This window comes from Lentibacter sp. XHP0401 (genome assembly GCF_025751535.1).
Lineage (GTDB): Bacteria > Pseudomonadota > Alphaproteobacteria > Rhodobacterales > Rhodobacteraceae > Lentibacter.
On sequence record NZ_JAOWLC010000015.1, the window covers coordinates 47,732 to 65,629 of the forward strand.

General features: G+C 56.1%; 14 protein-coding genes, 1 tRNA gene and 1 pseudogene. 7 read left to right on the forward strand and 9 right to left on the reverse strand.

From position 1 onward, the window contains the following. Positions 1 to 49: 49 nt before the first annotated feature. The 6 genes from phoU to OE750_RS16975 form a co-directional block, all read right to left on the reverse strand. Positions 50 to 760: a phosphate signaling complex protein PhoU gene (gene phoU, locus OE750_RS16950; RefSeq protein ID WP_263765500.1), complete on the reverse strand. Its 711-nt coding sequence runs from the start codon at positions 758 to 760 to the stop codon at positions 50 to 52. Positions 761 to 770: 10 nt separating this feature from the next. Beyond that, the gene (gene pstB / locus OE750_RS16955) at positions 771 to 1,568 is read right to left on the reverse strand and encodes a phosphate ABC transporter ATP-binding protein PstB (RefSeq protein ID WP_263765501.1); all 798 of its coding nucleotides are present in this window, start codon (positions 1,566 to 1,568) and stop codon (positions 771 to 773) included. Between the two features lie 17 nt (positions 1,569 to 1,585). Continuing rightward, entirely contained in the window at positions 1,586 to 2,878 is a 1,293-nt protein-coding gene (gene pstA / locus OE750_RS16960; protein ID WP_263765502.1) for a phosphate ABC transporter permease PstA, read from the reverse strand. A gap of 10 nt (positions 2,879 to 2,888) precedes the next feature. Next, a complete protein-coding gene (gene pstC, locus OE750_RS16965) occupies positions 2,889 to 4,265 on the reverse strand; it encodes a phosphate ABC transporter permease subunit PstC (RefSeq protein WP_263765503.1) in 1,377 nt (458 codons plus the stop codon). Positions 4,266 to 4,337: 72 nt separating this feature from the next. After that, positions 4,338 to 5,381, reverse strand: coding sequence for a substrate-binding domain-containing protein (locus OE750_RS16970; protein WP_263765504.1), 1,044 nt, complete (start codon positions 5,379 to 5,381; stop codon positions 4,338 to 4,340). A 286-nt stretch (positions 5,382 to 5,667) separates the two neighbouring features. After that, a complete protein-coding gene (locus OE750_RS16975; protein WP_263765505.1) occupies positions 5,668 to 6,615 on the reverse strand; it encodes a phosphatase PAP2 family protein in 948 nt (315 codons plus the stop codon). A 237-nt stretch (positions 6,616 to 6,852) separates the two neighbouring features. Here OE750_RS16975 and OE750_RS16980 point away from each other — a divergent pair, with 237 nt between their 5' ends. Beyond that, the gene (locus tag OE750_RS16980) at positions 6,853 to 7,731 is read left to right on the forward strand and encodes a glycerophosphodiester phosphodiesterase family protein (RefSeq protein ID WP_263765506.1); all 879 of its coding nucleotides are present in this window, start codon (positions 6,853 to 6,855) and stop codon (positions 7,729 to 7,731) included. 127 nt (positions 7,732 to 7,858) lie between these two features. Here OE750_RS16980 and OE750_RS16985 read toward each other — a convergent pair. Continuing rightward, a tRNA-Lys gene (locus OE750_RS16985) sits at positions 7,859 to 7,934 on the reverse strand. 96 nt (positions 7,935 to 8,030) lie between these two features. Here OE750_RS16985 and dapF point away from each other — a divergent pair. Together dapF and mtaB are read left to right on the forward strand one after the other, a co-directional pair. Beyond that, a complete protein-coding gene (gene dapF, locus OE750_RS16990) occupies positions 8,031 to 8,852 on the forward strand; it encodes a diaminopimelate epimerase (protein ID WP_263765507.1) in 822 nt (273 codons plus the stop codon). Then, on the forward strand, positions 8,849 to 10,111 hold the full coding sequence (mtaB, locus tag OE750_RS16995; RefSeq protein ID WP_263765508.1) for a tRNA (N(6)-L-threonylcarbamoyladenosine(37)-C(2))-methylthiotransferase MtaB: 1,263 nt from the start codon (positions 8,849 to 8,851) through the stop codon (positions 10,109 to 10,111). The genes dapF and mtaB overlap by 4 nt, the downstream gene beginning before the upstream one ends. Here the strand turns inward: mtaB and OE750_RS17000 are convergent. Next, a complete protein-coding gene (locus OE750_RS17000; protein WP_263765509.1) occupies positions 10,108 to 11,547 on the reverse strand; it encodes a mannose-1-phosphate guanylyltransferase/mannose-6-phosphate isomerase in 1,440 nt (479 codons plus the stop codon). The genes mtaB and OE750_RS17000 overlap by 4 nt on opposite strands. A 222-nt stretch (positions 11,548 to 11,769) precedes the next feature. On the opposite strand from OE750_RS17000, the gene gmd reads away from it, so the two are divergent. Genes gmd through OE750_RS17015 form a run of 3 tightly spaced genes read left to right on the forward strand, consistent with a single transcriptional unit; the run spans position 11,770 to position 14,989 of the window. Then, complete coding sequence (gene gmd, locus OE750_RS17005; RefSeq protein WP_263765510.1) at positions 11,770 to 12,888, forward strand: GDP-mannose 4,6-dehydratase; 1,119 nt, start codon at positions 11,770 to 11,772, stop codon at positions 12,886 to 12,888. A 3-nt stretch (positions 12,889 to 12,891) separates the two neighbouring features. Next, positions 12,892 to 13,815, forward strand: coding sequence for a GDP-L-fucose synthase family protein (locus OE750_RS17010; protein WP_263765511.1), 924 nt, complete (start codon positions 12,892 to 12,894; stop codon positions 13,813 to 13,815). Position 13,816: 1 nt separating this feature from the next. After that, positions 13,817 to 14,989 (forward strand): DegT/DnrJ/EryC1/StrS family aminotransferase, encoded by a 1,173-nt coding sequence (locus OE750_RS17015; RefSeq protein WP_263765512.1) that lies wholly within the window; start codon positions 13,817 to 13,819, stop codon positions 14,987 to 14,989. Positions 14,990 to 15,201: 212 nt separating this feature from the next. On the opposite strand, the gene OE750_RS17020 is transcribed toward OE750_RS17015, so the two are convergent. Next, the gene (locus OE750_RS17020) at positions 15,202 to 15,897 is read right to left on the reverse strand and encodes a nodulation protein NodZ (protein ID WP_263765513.1); all 696 of its coding nucleotides are present in this window, start codon (positions 15,895 to 15,897) and stop codon (positions 15,202 to 15,204) included. A gap of 234 nt (positions 15,898 to 16,131) precedes the next feature. Between OE750_RS17020 and OE750_RS17025 the strand changes: the two are divergent. Continuing rightward, positions 16,132 to 17,898, forward strand: a pseudogene (locus tag OE750_RS17025) (hypothetical protein); the annotation flags it as partial.

The following is a 17,898-nucleotide window of genomic DNA, read 5'->3' on the forward strand; positions in this document are numbered from 1 at the left end:
GCAAAAAACCCGCCCCTTGCGGGGCAGGTGGGAAAGCTCATCTTCTGCTTTATTCTGCAGGGGCAGCCATTGACGTAAAATCGCCTTTCTGGCGGTCTTCATCGGGCATTTCACCTGTCACAAGATAAATCACCTGCTCGGCAATAGATGTGGTGTGATCGCCCATTCTCTCGATGTTCTTTGCGATGAAATGCAGGTGCATACAGGATGTGATATTCTGCGTATCTTCCATCATATGCGTCAGCAAGGAGCGGAACAGGGTGTTATACATCTCGTCAACTTCATGGTCGCGGGCGCGGACATCTTCGGCTTGCGCCACATCTCGCTTGATGTAGGCATCAAGCGCATCGCGGATCATCTGAATGACCGTGCTCTGCATGCCGCGCAACGCAGCGGCGACTCCTGCAACCGGTTTTGCATCGACAATAACAGTTGTGCGTTTGGCGATGTTTTTAGCGTAGTCACCGCATCGTTCCAGATTGGAACTGATGCTCATAACCGTAAGAACGGTGCGCAAATCGCTGGCTGTCGGAGATCGGGTTGCGAGGATTTTGGCGCAATCAAGCTTAATGTCCTCATCCAGCGCATCAATGGCACTGTCGTTTTTGCGCACGAGCTCGGCCTTTGCCAGATCATTTGTCTCAAGGGCTTGGGCCGCTTGGTCCATCGCATCTTCGACCAAGCCTGCCATTTTAACAAGCTTGGCTTGGGCGCCTTCAAGGTCGCGGTCAAAAGCGCTGGCGATGTGTTGTGTCGACATGGTGATGCTCCTATCCGATCCGGCCAGAGATATAGCTTTCGGTGCGGCTGTCTTTCGGGTTGGTGAAAATCTCGTCGGTGTTGCCGTACTCGACCAGACTTCCAAGATGGAAGAACGCTGTTTTCTGGCTGACACGCGCCGCTTGCTGCATCGAGTGCGTAACGATGACAACAGTGTAGCTTTCGCGCAGTTGGTCGATCAGTTCTTCAACCTGCGCTGTCGCGATAGGGTCAAGCGCCGAGCAAGGCTCGTCCATCAAAAGCACATCCGGTTCTGTGGCCACGGCACGCGCGATACAAAGGCGCTGCTGTTGGCCGCCTGAAAGGCCTGTTCCCGGGGCATGCAGGCGGTCTTTGACTTCGTCCCAGATGGCACCGCGCCGCAGTGATTTCTCGACGATCTCGTCGAGCTCGGCTTTTGTTCTTGCGAGGCCGTGGATCTTCGGGCCGTAGGCAACATTGTCATAGATCGATTTGGGGAAAGGGTTCGGCTTTTGAAACACCATTCCGACACGCGCGCGCAGTTGAACGGGGTCGATATTGCGGTCGTAGATGTCCTGACCGTCGATCAGAATGTCACCTTCGACGCGGCAGATATCAATCGTGTCGTTCATCCGGTTGATGCTGCGCAAGAAGGTTGATTTGCCGCAGCCTGACGGCCCGATAAAGGCTGTCACGGTGTGTTCCTTGATCTCGACGTTTACATCTTTGATCGCGTGGGTCTCACCGTAGTAAACCTGAACGTTTTTAGCGCTGATCTTGGTTGCGTGCGTGTCAATATCACGAGTGACTACTCTGAGGTCATCCATGGCCTCTCCTTTCGAGTTTACCATTTGCGTTCAAACTTGCTGCGCAAGTAGATGGCGATTGCATTCATAGCGATGAGGAAGGTCAGCAGCACGAGGATCGCTGCTGATGTCCGGCTCACAAAGCCGCGCTCGGGGCTGTCGGCCCAGATGAAGATTTGGGTGGGCAGCGCTGTCGAGCTGTCAAAGGGCGAGCCCGGTGCAGAGGTGATGAACGCGTTCATCCCGATCAGCAGAAGCGGCGCTGTTTCACCCAGGGCTTGAGCAAGGCCAATGATCGTTCCGGTCAGGATTCCGGGCATCGCCAGCGGAACAACGTGGCCAAAGACAACCTGTTGCTTTGACGCGCCCACACCCAATGCAGCCTCGCGGATGGACGGCGGAACCGCTTTTAGGGCCGCACGCGTGGCGATGATGATTGTCGGCATGGTCATCAACGCAAGTGTGAGACCGCCAACAAAGGGAACGGAGCGCGGCATGCCGAACCAGCCGATAAAGACCGCCAGTGCAAGCAGGCCGAAGACAACCGAGGGAACGGCGGCGAGGTTGTTGATATTAACTTCGATAAAGTCGCTGAGTTTGTTCTTCGGCGCGAACTCTTCGAGGTAGACCGCCGCGCCTATCCCCAAAGGAAACGCGATCAGAAAACATGTAAGAAGCGCCCAGAATGAGCCCAGCAACGCCCCCTTGAGGCCCGCAAGCTCGGGGAAGCGGCTGTCGGCGTTGGTGATCAGCGCCGTGTTGAGGCGTGACGTGATCACCCCCGCTTCATACAGTTGGTCGAAGTTGGAAATTTGAGTGTTATCAAGGCGGCGCAGGTTCTCGGGCGTGTCGCGATCAACCAGCTCTTTATAGAGTTGGTCATACGGATCGGACACCGGAACCCGCATTGTGATCGTCTGGCCTATCAGGGAAGGGTCTTCAACGATACGATTCCGCAGGTAAAACTGTGCCCCGTTCGAGAAGATGCCACTGGCGGTGCGCACGTCGGCGCGGCTGCTTGCATCTACATTTGGCAGATAAGGCAACAGCGCCGCCACGAGCACATCATCAAAGTTACCGCGCGGCAGTTTTCCGGCATCAACTTCCTCGGGGTCAACAAACACTTCCAGCGTGATATTGGTTTGCATGAAGGCCTTGTAGCCCGTCGCAATCTGCGACCAGAGAAGGATGAAAAGCATCAGGAAGGCGATGCTGATCGCTACGATACCAAAGCCTTGCAGAATATACTGCTTGCGATGACGCCGCGCCAAAGAGGCCTGCACTTTGTCGATTGTTGTCTGGGGAGCGGAGCCGTGTGAAATATCGGTCATGAGCTAGGCCTCAATCGTATGCTTCGCGGTATTTCCGGACAATCCGGAGCGCGAAAATGTTGATAATGAGCGTGACGATGAACAGCATCATCCCAAGCGCGAAAGCGGCAAGCGTCTTGGGGTTGTCAAACGATGTATCCCCGATCAGCAGCGTGACAATCTGAACCGTGACAGTCGTGACGCTCTCAAGCGGGTTGAGTGTCAGGTTTGCCATGAGGCCCGCAGCCATAACAACGATCATGGTTTCACCGATCGCGCGGCTGACGGCCAGCAAGACCCCCCCGACGATACCGGGGATCGCCGCAGGGAAGAGCACATTCATCACCGTTTCAGCGCGGGTTGCGCCAAGGGCAAGCGCGCCGTCACGCAACGCACGCGGCACAGCCGAAAGCGCATCATCGGCGAAAGACGAGATGAAGGGAACCAGCATGATCCCCATAACCCCACCTGCCGCAAGCGCAGTGTTCGGTGCAACATCAATGCCCCAAGCCGCGCCCAAACTGCGGATCGCGGGGGCGACAACAAGGATCGCGAAGAAGCCGTAAACAACTGTCGGAACCCCTGCGAGAACCTCAAGGATCGGCTTGCAAACAGACCGCACCGGTTTTGGTGCAAACTCGTTAAGGTAAATCGCCGATAGCAGGCCAATCGGGATCGCGATGACGATAGCGACGATGGTGATAACGATCGTGCCGACGATGACAGGGAGCCAGCCGAACGCACCTTCAGCCGCCACCTGATCGGCACGGATCGGGATTTGCGGCTCCCAACTTGTGCCAAACAGAAAGTCTGTCAACGGGACCAGCTTCAGGAACTTGACGGTTTCAAAGGCCAGCGAGGCAACAATCCCGACTGTCGTGAAAATCGCGATAACCGAGCAGAAGATCATGAGGCCCGAGATAATCCTCTCGGCGCCCTGGCGGGCGCGGAACTCGGCAGAAACCTTGCTGCGCGCAAAAAACATGATAGCGAGGCTCAGCAGAGCCGTGACAAGAACGAGGCCCAGCGCGGCAGATTGCAATAGACCGCTGAACCGCTCGGCGGCAGCGATTTTCCAGACCTCGGGCTCGCCAAAGACGCGGCCACCAGCGATAGACTGGATCTCCGCGAGGATCAGATCAACCTGACCCTTGCCCAATCCGTCCAGCGTTCCTTCCGGAAGGCTCGACATGACCAACCGATTCACAACAGCCCCTTGCAGCACCAGCCACAAAAGAATGACCACAAGAACCGGAACCAGAATCATCAAAAGAGCGAAAAGGCCGTGATAGCCGGACACGGAGTGAAGCCTTTGCCCACCATCGCGCAGGCCCGTTGCTGCGCGTCGGTTCAGGGCATAGGCAACCATGCAGGCGGCAAGAAGAATAGCGAAAGCCAAAGTTGTCATCGGGAATACTCGCTGAAAAGGAGAGGCCCGGGCCAGAAGTTCTGCCCCGGGCTTTCAAAGGCCATGACAGCCTTATTCTGGTGCTTTCATCGCAACACCGCCGAGAACAGCTTCCTGAAGCTCGTGAATACGGGCTTCTGCAAGCGGAACCAAGCCACGCTCGGAGAGGTAACCACCTGTCATCAGCGCATCATCCGACATGTACTCTTCGATAAACTCGTTCAGGTTCGGGATAACACCGCGGTGCGCGTTCTTGATGTAGAAGTAGAGCGGGCGCGACACAGGGTAGGACTTGTCTGCAATCGTGTCGATTGTTGGCTCTACGCCTTCGATCTGAACACCTTTCAGCTTGTCGAGGTTCTCATAGAGGAACGAGTAACCGAAGATACCGAATGCGTTTGCGTCTGCTTCGAGGCGCTGAACGATCAGGTTATCGTTTTCGCCGGCTTCAACAAACGGACCGTCTGTGCGCATACGCGAGCAGTTGTCGCCAACCCAATCACCGTCAAAGCCACCGTCTTTTACATAGGCCAGCTCTTCACAGCCTGCGTGCATTGCAAGCTCGACCCATGCGTCACGTGTGCCTGATGTCGGGGGGGGGCCGTAGGCGAGGATCGCGACTTCGGGCAGATCGGGGTTGATCTCGTTCCACATTTTGTAGGGGTTGTCGGCCCACTCGCCATCCACAGGAACCTGTGCGCCAAGTGCGAGGTAGATCTCGCCGAGTGTCAAGTTCCAATCGGTTTCGTTGGCGCGTGAAACAGCAACAGACAGGCCGTCAAAGCCGATCAGGGCTTCTGTGATATCAGTCACGCCATTGTCCTGGCAAAGCTGATACTCGGATGCTTTCATCGCGCGTGAGGCGCCTGTGATGTCTGCGTGGGCTTCACCAACGCCACCACAGAAGATCTGCATACCGCCGCCTGTGCCAGTGGATTCAACGATAGGCGACGGAGCACCTGTGTTGTTCGCGAACTGCTCGGCAACTGCTTGCGTGTACGGGAATACTGTTGAGGAACCCACAATGCGAATACCGTCACGGCTCTGTGCGAAGGACGCTGTTGTGGAGATGGCAGCAACCGCACATGCAGACGCGGTCAGTTTCAAGTAAGACATGTTTGCTCCTAGATTTACATCGGCCGCAGCTGCGACCGTGAGGACCAAATACGGAGCCACTGTAATGCTAACGTAAAAGTTTTATGAAGCTTTCATGACAATCACAGCGCCCTTCCCCACAACCAGCGATGTGCCTATCCGGCACCTGGAGACGAGCTTTGGTAACATAACAGGCAATTGAGAACGCCTTACATAACGTATGGCGTTCTCGCGTGTTTGGTTCCGGTTTTCGAGCTTTCAGGCATCGAAAACCTTTCGCTCTGACAGGAAAACAAGCCGTTGCGCGTCAGGCTGCCACGCAAGCGCGCCCTTGTTGAAACTGGGCTGAGGCCCTGCTTTTTCCATTGAAACGGTGCACCATTTTGATGGCCATCAGAGCGACAAACATCCCTGCAATCAGATCAACAAAGTAATGTCCCCCGAGCACAGGAGTCGAGGAGATCATAACGATTGAGTAAAGCCAGGCTGGAATGCTGAGCCATGTGTTCCGGCACACCGAGATAATCAGAATCCCGGATGCTGTGTGGAAAGACGGGAACGTGGCCAACCCGGGCATTCTGGCAGGATCAAGGACTGTCGCTGTCGAACTGTCGCGCAGTGCTTCCATATAGGGAAGGTGATAGGCACCCGGCACCCAACCCATTGGTTTGAAAAGCGAAAGATCCTGAAAAAGGGTGAGCACAGCGGCTTTGGCCGGAAAAGCCGCGCCGACAACGATGCAAACCACCGCTGTGATCATGAACGTATCAATAAACTCCCGAGCGCGCTCGATATAGCCAACGGAAACCAGCAAAAGCAAAATTACGAGGCTTAGGAAAGTCAGCGACGTGTAGGAAACATCCAACAACTGAAAGAGCTGTGGCCGTGAGTAGACCGCCTCGAAATAGGCCATCCAGTTCAGGTTCAAAGCCTGGTCCCAGCCAACCAACAAGTCGTCGACATAAGGAAAAGGTATCATCATCGAGAGATGGTTCAGTAACCGCAGATTGAGCCATGCAATGTGAAGAAAGAACAGCCCTTCAAACGCGTAGTGAAGGCGCACAAGAGATTTTGCAGGCTGCGCAGCTTGCTCCAACAGGCGCCGGGCGGCCACGAATATCGCCAGCAGAATGAGACCCTGCAAAAAGAACTCAGGCAGTTTAGCTGTCACGATCTCGGCCCGGCTGAACGTCAGAATTCCGATGTTGAGCACAGTCAAAACACCAATACAGACATAATTCGACCACCGGACCATCGGTGCTATAGGTGATGTGCGGTGGTTTTCCAAAATGAGCCTCACGATTTAGATGTTCCGAGTGAAGCTCGCGCCCAAAAACAGCTATTCTATGGCAGTATTGGGGAATCAGCGGGGCTGGAAAGGTTCGGGTGAACCCGTCACAGGCGGCAGCATGGACAATTTTTCCGGTTGTCTACATAACATTATTTTACAGGGTGTTTCTCAACACACCAATCAAATACAGACGGTCAGGCAATGAATTTCAACGAAATATCTCCGTCCCGGCTGCGCCCGACACATATCGCTGCCTTGCTGTCGGTCATCCTGGCAATCTTGCTTATTTTGCCAACGGAACCGGATGAATATGATGTACCACCGCCCACGGCCTTAAGCACATCGCGAGAAATGATCCTTATTTCGCATGCAGGTGCCGGCCTGCCCGAGGGCGCATATTCAAATAGCCTTGAAGCGCTAACGAGGGGCTATGATCATGGATTGAGCATGTTTGAGGTCGACGTTCATCTAACCTCCGATGGCTCTCCCGTTCTGCTCCATGATTGGGGGCCGGGTTTGCGAAAATGGTACCGCCTTTCTCCGATCGCCTGGATTAACTCCTACAGAAATGACGGTGAACCGTTTTTAACAAAAAAAGATTTCAATGCCCTCACTATGCGGCACGGCCTTACAGCGCTTGATCTGGACGGACTCGCGGCGTGGATGAAAACCCATCCAAACACACTGGTGAATTTGAATGTAAAAAAGGAAACGCAGCGCATCCTAACAGATTTCGCAGCTTCATATCCCAATCTCAAGTATCGCGTCATCGTCGAGGTCTACGACCTGGAAACCTTTTCGGAGATCAAAGCAATAGGATATGATAAGTTGCTATGGGTCGCTGATCATTACGACGATGCCAGCGTTCTTGCAGCGCTGAAAAGCCTCGATTTCTATGCAATAACCTTCGCCGCAAACAGCCAGACTTTGGACCGCGCTGAACTGCTCGAAAACATAGACATTCCGCTTTGGATTTATACGATAAACTCAGCCAGTATCGCCGTGAAATTAGCCGACGCCGGTGTTGATGGAATTTACACCGATAGCCTTATTTATATGCAGTCAAGCGATGTGAATTGAAACAACAGCTTGCGTCCCCTCCTGCGACAAAGACAATCTCAAATATGTGTATAGAGCCCGCCAGTTAGCCCGCCGCCAAAAGGCGCACCACTTATGCACCTGATTATCAAAACTATCAGAGAAAAAGTGGTGAGCCGTGATGGGTTCGAACCATCGACCTACTGATTAAAAGTCAGTTGCTCTACCAACTGAGCTAACGGCCCACTAGGCGGTCTATCTAGAAAGAGGAGGCGGGGCGGTCAACCCCGAAAATCACTAAATCGAGGCAGATGCTGGATTCTGTCAATGAGCGGGCGTATATGCGGCTTATGAACACGCGCGCGACACATATTCCCTTCATGAAAATGCACGGTTTGGGCAATGACTTTGTCATTATCGACTCACGCGGGCAGAATAGAATCATGACAGCCGAACTGGCCCGCGCCATGGGCGACAGGCATCGTGGTGTCGGATACGACCAGCTTGCCGAGATCACTGATGCGCCCGAGGCCGACTTTCACCTCACTTTCTGGAACAGTGACGGCTCTCAGGCAGGCGCTTGCGGCAACGCGACCCGCTGTATTGCGCATCATGTGATGCGTGACACAGGCAAAACAGCGCTACATATCACCACGGCACGGGGCGATCTCTATGCGCTGGATGCGGGCGGCGGCCTAACCTCTGTCAATATGGGCCAGCCGATGACGTCTTGGCAGGATATTCCGCTGGCACAGGAGGCTGACACGCTGGCGCTGCCGATCGAGGGGGCGCCTGTGGCCACGAGCATGGGCAATCCGCATTGCAGTTTCTTTGTGCCTGATGCCGAGGCGGTTTCACTTGAGGCTTTTGGTGCGGCGCACGAGCATCACCCGCTTTTCCCGGAGCGCACCAATGTGCAAGTGGCCAGCGTTATCGGCCCCGACCATCTCCGTATGCGGGTCTGGGAACGTGGCGTGGGCATCACGCAGGCCTCCGGGTCTTCGTCTTGCGCTGTGGCTGTGGCGGCAGCGCGGCTGGGCCTCACGGGGCACCGCGTACGCATTGAGCTGGACGGTGGCACACTGATGATTGACTGGCGCGACGATGGCGTCTGGATGACAGGCGAAACGGCGCATGTTTTTGACGGCGTGTGGCGGCTATGAGCGCGCCTGTTTTCACAACGATGGGCTGCCGCCTCAATGCCTATGAGACCGAGGCGATGCGCGAGCTTGCGCAAGAAGCGGGGCTTGCCAATGTGCAGGTGATCAACACATGCGCGGTGACGGCCGAGGCGGTGCGCAAGGCCAAAAAAGAGATTCGCAAGCTCGCCCGCGAGAACCCTGACGCGCCGATCATCGTCACCGGCTGCGCGGCACAGACCGAGCCCGAGACCTTCGCACAGATGCCCGAAGTCACCCGCGTTGTGGGCAACCACGAAAAGATGCAGCCCGATACATGGCAAAGTCTTGCGCCAGATCTGATCGGCACAACCGAGAAGGTGATCGTCAACGATATCATGTCGGTCACCGAGACGGCGGGCCATATGATTGACGGGTTCGGCACGCGCAGCCGCGCTTATGTGCAGGTCCAGAACGGCTGTGACCATCGCTGCACCTTTTGCATCATTCCCTACGGGCGCGGCAATTCGCGCTCTGTGCCTGCCGGTGTTGTTGTCGAGCAGATCAAGCGGCTGGTGGGGCGTGGCTTCAATGAGGTTGTGCTCACGGGAGTGGACCTGACAAGCTGGGGCGCTGATTTGCCAAGCCAGCCACGCTTTGGCGATCTAGTGATGCGTATCCTCAAACTTGTGCCAGACTTGCCGCGCCTGCGCATTTCCTCGATCGATTCGATTGAAGCTGACGACAACCTCATGCAAGCTATCGCGACCGAGCCGCGCCTCATGCCGCATCTGCACCTGAGTTTGCAGCATGGTGACGACCTGATCCTGAAGCGTATGAAGCGGCGACATTTGCGCGACGATGCAATCCGCTTCACTGAAGAGGCCCTCAAGCTGCGCCCTGAAATGACCTTTGGCGCCGATATCATCGCGGGTTTTCCAACCGAGACGGAAGCACACTTTAAAAACTCGCTCAAGCTGGTGGACGACTGCCAGCTGACTTGGCTGCATGTCTTCCCTTACTCCGCGCGCGAAGGCACGCCAGCCGCGCGGATGCCTGCTGTGCATGGCGCGGCGATCAAAGAGCGCGCAGCTATGCTCAGGGCCGCGGGCGAGCGCCGTGTGGCCAACCACCTAACTGTGCAGCTAGGCAAACAGCATTCTGTGCTTATGGAGAACGCCCATATGGGTCGCACCGAGCAGTTCACCGAAGTGCACTTTGATGCCGCCCAAAACGAGGGCAGCATCGTTGTGGCCCGCATTACAGGGCAGAGCAGCGGACAGCTTTTGGCCGTGCCGGCCTAGCCCTTGGCCCCCTGCCCGCGCGCATAAATGTCTTCGTAGCGGATGATGTCATCTTCGCCGAGGTATGAGCCTGTTTGCACCTCGATCAGAACCATCGGCAGCTTGCCGGGGTTTTCCATGCGGTGTTTTGCACCCAGCGGGATATAGACACTCTCGTTTTCGGCGACGAGCTTGACCTCGTCATTGACCGTGACCTTGGCTGTGCCGTGCACAACGATCCAGTGTTCAGAGCGGTGATGATGACTTTGCAAGCTCAGCGCCGCACCGGGCTTGACCACGATCCGCTTGACCTGAAAACGCTCGGCCAGAGCCAGGGTCTCGAAGCTGCCCCATGGGCGGTGATCCATCGGGAAAAGCTCGGCCTGCGTTGCATTCTTGTCCTTGAGGGCTTGCACCGCGCGCTTCACATCCTGACCGCGTGTCTTGTCGGCAACCAGCACGGCATCATCCATCGCCACAACGATCAAATCCCTGACGCCGATGGCGACAAGCTGCTGATCGGCGCTTTCCGCGCGCAGGAGCGTGTTCTCACATTCAATCGCCGTAGCGTTGCCAGACAGCGCAACGCCGCTTGTATCAGCGTCCATTTCATCCTGCACAGCGCTCCAGCTGCCCAGATCGGACCAGCGCGCACCGAAGGGCACGACAGACAGGAGCGGGCTCTTTTCCATCACTGAATAGTCGATAGAATCAGAAGGCACATCCGCCCATGCAGCAGGGGCGAGCCTGAGGAAACCAAGATCAATCTCGGCATCATCCAGAGCGGCCTGAACAGGCGCTATCATCTCGGGCGCGTGGGCTTCGAAGGCGGCAATCATATCGGCAGCGGCGAAAAGAAAGATGCCCGCGTTCCAGAGGTAATTGCCCGCCTCAAGCATCTCGGCGGCGCGCGCGGCATCGGGCTTTTCTACAAAGCGCAAGAGCGGCTTGGGGCTTTCATCGCCTTCGGGAGCTTCGGCCAACTCAAGGTAGCCATAGCCTGTCTCGGGCTTGTCAGGGGTAATGCCGAAGGTGACAAGGCGGCCCGCTTTTACGGCCTCAAGCCCGCGCTGCACGGCGGCACGGAAGGCCTCAGCGTCGGGGATCACATGGTCGGACGGTGCGACAAGCAGAACGGCGTCAGGATCACTTTTTACAGCGTGAAGGGCTGCGGCCAGAACGGCGGGAGCCGTATTGCGCCCCTCCGGCTCGACCATGATTGTGCCCGGATCAATGCCAACAGCCAAAAGCTGTTCTGTCACGATAAAACGGTAATCGGAGCCTGTGATAATCATCGGAGCGACAAACTCCGCTCCCGCCATGCGAAGGGCAGCGGATTGCAGCAAAGTATGCTCGCCGGCAAAGCGCACAAACTGCTTCGGGAAGCTCTTGCGCGACAAAGGCCAAAGGCGCGTGCCTGACCCGCCAGACAGAATAACAGGTGTAATCTTTGTCAAAACCACTCTCCAAATAATCTACTCAAAGTCCGCCAGATGCGTATGCGAATACACCCATCTTAACCAGCCTGCTCCGTTTAGGCCATTCCGAGCCAGAATTACAGCTCGGTAAAGGCCGCGCACCCCGTTTTGAAACACGGTTTTAGCGTCGCAGCCCATGGCTTTGCGGCTTGCTTAAAGTCATCCCATTCCCTAGGTAAAGCTTAATTTAGGAGGTTTCGCATGAAAAAAGCGTTGATTACTGGTGTCACAGGTCAAGATGGGTCTTATCTGGCCGAATTCCTACTTGGCAAAGGCTATGAAGTTCACGGCATCAAGCGCCGCAGTTCCCTGTTCAACACCCAGCGCATTGATCATATTTACCAGGATCCGCATGTCGATAACTCAATGTTCCATCTGCACTATGGAGACCTGACAGACAGCTCGAACCTGACCCGCATTATTCAGGAAGTGCAGCCCGACGAAGTGTATAACCTTGGCGCGCAATCGCATGTGGCGGTCAGCTTTGAGGCCCCCGAATATACCGCCGATGTAGACGCCATGGGCGCGCTGCGGCTTCTGGAGGCGATCCGCTTTCTCGGCCTTGAAAAAAAGACCCGCTTTTATCAGGCGTCAACCTCCGAGCTCTACGGGCTTGTGCAGGAAACACCCCAGCGCGAGACAACCCCGTTCTACCCGCGCAGCCCCTATGCTGTGGCCAAAATGTATGCCTACTGGATTACGGTGAACTACCGTGAATCTTACGGGATGTATGCCTGCAACGGCATCCTCTTCAACCACGAGAGCCCGAGACGCGGCGAAACATTCGTGACCCGCAAAATCACCCGCGGCCTCTCCAACATTGCGCAAGGCATCGAGCCTTGCCTCTACATGGGCAACATCGACGCACTGCGCGACTGGGGCCATGCGAAAGACTACGTGCGCATGCAGTGGATGATGCTGCAACAGGACAACCCCGATGACTTCGTGATCGCGACAGGCGTTCAATACACCGTCCGCGAGTTCATCCAGTGGTCCGCCCGTGAGCTCGGCATCGAGCTCGCGTTTTCCGGCGAGGGTGTTGACGAAATCGCCACAGTCGCGTCCATCACGGGCGACAAGGCTCCGGCCCTGAAAGCGGGCGATGTCGTTATAAAAATCGATCCGCGCTATTTCCGGCCCGCCGAAGTGGAAACCCTTTTGGGTGACCCGACCAAAGCCAAAGACGTGCTTGGCTGGGTTCCCGAGATTACCGCTCAGGAAATGTGTGCCGAGATGGTCGCGGAAGACCTGCGTGCCGCTCAGCGCGCACGGCTTTTGTCAGATCACGGCTATGAGACGCATGTTTCACGGGAGGATTGAGGCGTGCGAGGTAAACTCTTTCTGACGGGTGGCAGCGGCATGGTTGGGCGCAATGTGCTGGCCCATCCTTTGGCTGCGAACTGGGACATTCTACACCCCTCCAGCCGCGAACTTGACCTGATGGACGCCAGCGCTGTCGAGGCCTACATCGCGGCTGAAAAGCCCGACCTTGTTGTGCACGCTGCTGGAAAAGTCGGTGGCATTGCAGCCAATATGGCGGCGCCCCTGTCTTTTCTGGATGACAATCTGATGATCGGGCGCAACGTGATCATGGGCGCGCGGAAAGCCGGTGTGCGCCAGCTGATCAACCTTGGCTCAACCTGCATTTACCCACACGCCGCGCCAAACCCTCTGCGCGAAGAGATGATCCTCACGGGCGAGCTTGAGCCAACAAACGAAGGCTACGCGCTTGCCAAAGTCGTGGCCCTGCGGCTTTGCCAGTTTATCCGCCGTGAAGCGCCGGAGTTTCAATACAAAACGCTTATCCCCTGCAACCTCTATGGCCCGCACGACAAGTTTGACCCGCAAAAATCGCATTTGCTGCCGGCGATCATTCGCAAGGTTTACGAGGCCAAGCTGTCAAACGAGCCTGCAGTCGAAATCTGGGGCGATGGCATGGCGCGGCGCGAGTTCATGTATGTCGAGGATCTTGCAACGCTTATCTTCAAGGCCGCTGACAACCTTGAAGACATGCCCGAGCTTATGAACGCAGGTGTGGGAACCGACCATTCGGTGAATGACTATTACGCCTCTGTTGCGCGCAATATCGGCTGGGAGGGGCGCTTTGTGCATGACCTTTCAAAACCTGTGGGCATGAAACAAAAGCTCTGTGACACCTCACGCCAGACCGCCTGGGGCTGGCAACCCGAAACATCCCTCGATGAGGGTATTGCAAAAACTTATCAGTATTTCTTGGAGACGCTTTAACATGACTGCACGCTTTCCTCTTGCCACCTCGTCGTGGGACCAAGCCGAGCAAGATGCGATCCAGCGCGTTATTGCTTCAGATATGTATTCCATGGGCCCCGAAGTGCGCGCCTTTGAAGACGAGTTCGCCGCTTTCTTCGGCTCCAAATATGCGGTCATGGTCAACTCTGGCTCCTCGGCCAACCTGCTCATGACCGGCGCGCTGTTTTATACCCAGAACGAAAAGCTCCGCCTGAAAAAGGGTGACGAGATCATCGTGCCTGCCGTCAGCTGGCCGACAACATACTACCCGCTCTCGCAATACGGGCTGGTGCAGAAGTTTGTCGATATCGACCGCGCCACGCTCAACTATGATCTGGATGCGCTGGCCGCGGCTGTGACCGACAACACCCGCGCCATCATGATTGTGAACCTCCTTGGCAACCCCAACGACTTTGCCCGCATTCAAGAGATCATCGGCGGGCGGGACATCGTTCTGCTCGAAGACAACTGCGAAAGCATGGGCGCGAAGTTCGAGGGCAAACACACCGGCACATTTGCCCATGTCGGCAGCTTCTCGAGCTTTTTCTCGCACCATATTTCCACGATGGAAGGCGGTATTGTCACAACCGATGATGAGGAACTTTACCACATCATGCTGTCGATGCGCTCGCATGGCTGGACCCGCCATCTACCCAAAGAAAACCGCGTGACAGGCACGAAAAGCGACAACGCCTTTGAAGAGAGCTTCAATTTCGTTCTGCCCGGATACAACCTGCGCCCTGTCGAAATGTCGGGTGCGATCGGCCGTGAGCAGCTCAAGAAACTGCCTGCGCTGATTGCGGGCCGCCGCGCCAACGGGGCGGCCTTTGTTGAAAAGCTAAGCAACCACCCGCTGTTTTATGTGCAGGAAGAAATCGGCGAAAGCAGCTGGTTCGGCTTCTCCATGGTTATGCGCCCCGATGCAGGAATGACACGTGCCGAACTGGTCGCGAAGCTGGATGAGCTGGGCTTTGAAAACCGCCCCATCGTGGCAGGGAACTTCACGAAAAACCCCGTGATGCAGCATATCGAACACGAGGTTCACGGCGCGCTGAGCAATGCCGAGTATATCGACCAGCACGGGCTGTTCATCGGCAACCATCACTACCCGATCGAAGAAGCGATAGAGACCTTGGCCGCGCTGCGCGGCTAGGCGTATTTGGCCAGAGGCTTGCCTCTGGCCAGCCGCACAAAGATCAGGACAGTAAGCTGTCCAAAACATCGCGGTTTCTGTTCAGGCTTTGCGCAAGCCTTGAGAAACCAGACAAGAAGCCTCTGTCAACACGGGTCAAGTGCAGCGCCTGCCCGTTTGCGAGGCAGAATAGGTCAACCAACATATCAATGTTGGCGCTATACCTGTCGAGACTAGCATTCATATGAATGCGGCTTGCCGCCCGTCTCGGGAATGTCCGAAACTGAAAAAACGCGTGAATTGTCGAAATATTCCCGTCCGTAGTCCACGCAAGCGCGGTCATCTGAGCACACCAGAATGTCTTTCCCGTCGACCGCTTTTTTCAGGCTGGCAAAAAACGTTTTATAATCGGTCGCGAGGTCGGTGTTTCGCACGTGAATGGAGATATAGGTCTCAGGCAGTTTCGCGAGAGCAGCCTTGACGTGCTCGGCAGTCTCTTTCGTGAATTGCAGACGTTTCATCAGGTCGATAGAGTGAGCACCGCCGCCGCATTGATGATGAATCAAAAGCTCGTGCGGGTAAGACTGCTCAAAATCAAACGTAATTTTCTGGCCGCTTTCCGTCTCGATATAATTTCTGGCTGGCGCGTCAAAAACAGCACGATAGGCTGCCGCATCTACATTTGCGAATTCTGGAAAGCATGACGCGTCAGCGGCCAGATTTTCCAGTGCAGATATATCTAGCTCGGCGATATCCGCATACTCGCCTTTAACTTCAAAGTAGTTGGAGAAATCGTCCAGCAGCCCTGACTGCTGCGTATCGACAACAAGCTTACGGTCGTGAGCGACGGCATACTGCCAGCAGGTTTCAATCTGGCACAAAATATCATTCAGCCCACCCTTGGGGCGACACAACACGTAATCAACCAAGTAAATTCTCCTCATCCACACCGGACGTATTTTTGCTTGGGGACACTAGATTAGCTTTTCCGGATTGGCCAGAAGGAACGCTAACACCTTGCGAGCCTCCACGTTGCTACCTATACAATTTATTCTGTAAAAGCCGTGCAATTTTCTGTTTCCGTTTGGCGTGTTCGAGGAAGGGGTGACAGTTTGAAACTTCCACAGCCTCTCCGAAGGCTTGCGTCAAAAGCGTCTCGCAGTGTGAGCGGCGGATTGCCTGTGTCCAAGCTTGATATTGCAGCGCAAAGCTTGCCCCGAACCAGCGCCAACGCCCATATTCCGCAGGAAATTTTGCAGGTGTTCGCTGCGGCCGAAGCGGCGCAAAGGCCCAAGGGATACTCGGAAGAATACGACCTGCTCAAGGCAGAGTTTGACGTTCCTTACTACCTGCTACGTTACCCCGACATCATGGCGCACCGGCTAGACCCGATTGCGCATTATATTCGCGCTGGCGCAGGCGAAGGGCGCACGCCACATCCGTTTTTTGACCCCGTTCATTACGACGCACAACTGGGCGAGCAGGCTTTGAACGGCCAGACGCTCTTTGCCCATTGGCTCACAACAGGCCGCAAAGCGGGGCTTGAAGCGCAGAAGGCCGGCCCCTTGCAGGACGCATACGAGTCTTCCGGCATTCGCCCCAAGAGCAAGCTGATGGCGCGTGAAATAGCCGACAAAAGTGCCATACCGCATTATGGTGAAAAGCTGCACATCCAGATCCTCGCGGCATGGCTCAATTCGGGGGGGCACCGCTACGGGTTTGAGTATCATCTCATCAAACCGCATTTTGACATTGCCTATTACCTCACGCAAAACCCTGATATTATTTACAAAAACATAGACCCGATCGCGCATTACCTGCGCGCGGGCGCCCTTGAGGGCCGCAACCCTACCCCGATGTTTGACACGCTGGGCTACAGCGCGCGCCACCCCGAGCAAGCCGAAAGCGGTTTGTCGCCCTTCGGCGCGTGGGTCATGGCGGGCTGCCCTATAGAAGACACAACGGCAATGTTTGGCGCGTTTGACGATCTGGCAGGCGCGATGAGCCTTACGACAGAGAATGCGCTACACCTCTTGCAGGGCGAGCAGGCCAGCCTCCGACGCAGGCTCGAGCATGGTGAACTCGGCCAGCAGGTCTTGCGCGCCGCAGCGCTTGAGCCCCTGCTCAACGCCACATGGCCCAGCGCTTTTGCGCCACGTGTTGCGCCGTTCAACTCCGACCTTGTGATCAACCGCACGACCGACTTGCTGCGCTTGCAGGCGCGGGCAGGCCAGCGCAGGGCCAAGGCTGTTGTGCTCGTCAACCGCCCCCGCTGGGGCAGCGGGCGGCGGATGGAAGGCTATCTGGCCCATGCACTCGCCGATATTTACGGCAGCGAAGAAGTGATTGTCGTCACGACAGAGGGGGGCGGTGCGTTGCCCAAAGGGCGGCTGCCCGAGGGTGTGCGGCTTGTCGATTTTTCCGATATCCGCTCGCAAGACGCGCAAAAAGAGCGGGTCCTGTTCGAGTTTCTCCGCTCGCTTCACAGCGAAGCCGTGTTCAACATCAACAGCCGCACGTTCTGGGAGATGCTGGTGAGCTACGGGCAAAGCCTCACCGCCGAAACCCGCGTGATCTGTGGGCTGTTCTGTGCCGAGCAAACCTCGATGGGCTTCTGGACAGGCTACCCCGTGCGGCACTTTTACCGACATTTTGACAAGCTTCACGGCATTTGCACAGACAGTCACGCCCTGCGCGAAGAGCTTTGCGAGCGGTTCCTCATTCCCGAAGCTTTGAACGAAAAGCTCGCTGTGCTCTCGGCCCCTGTTGACGGGTCCATCCCTGCCGCCAAAGGCCCGGCTGCACCGCGCCTCGGGCTATCCAGGCGCCGCAGCCAGATATTCTGGGCAGGACGTGTCCGTCGTCAGAGTTTTTGGGTCCAAGAGCGGCCTAAACTAAGAGAGAGTTTGGCTCATCTAGTTGGTTTGATT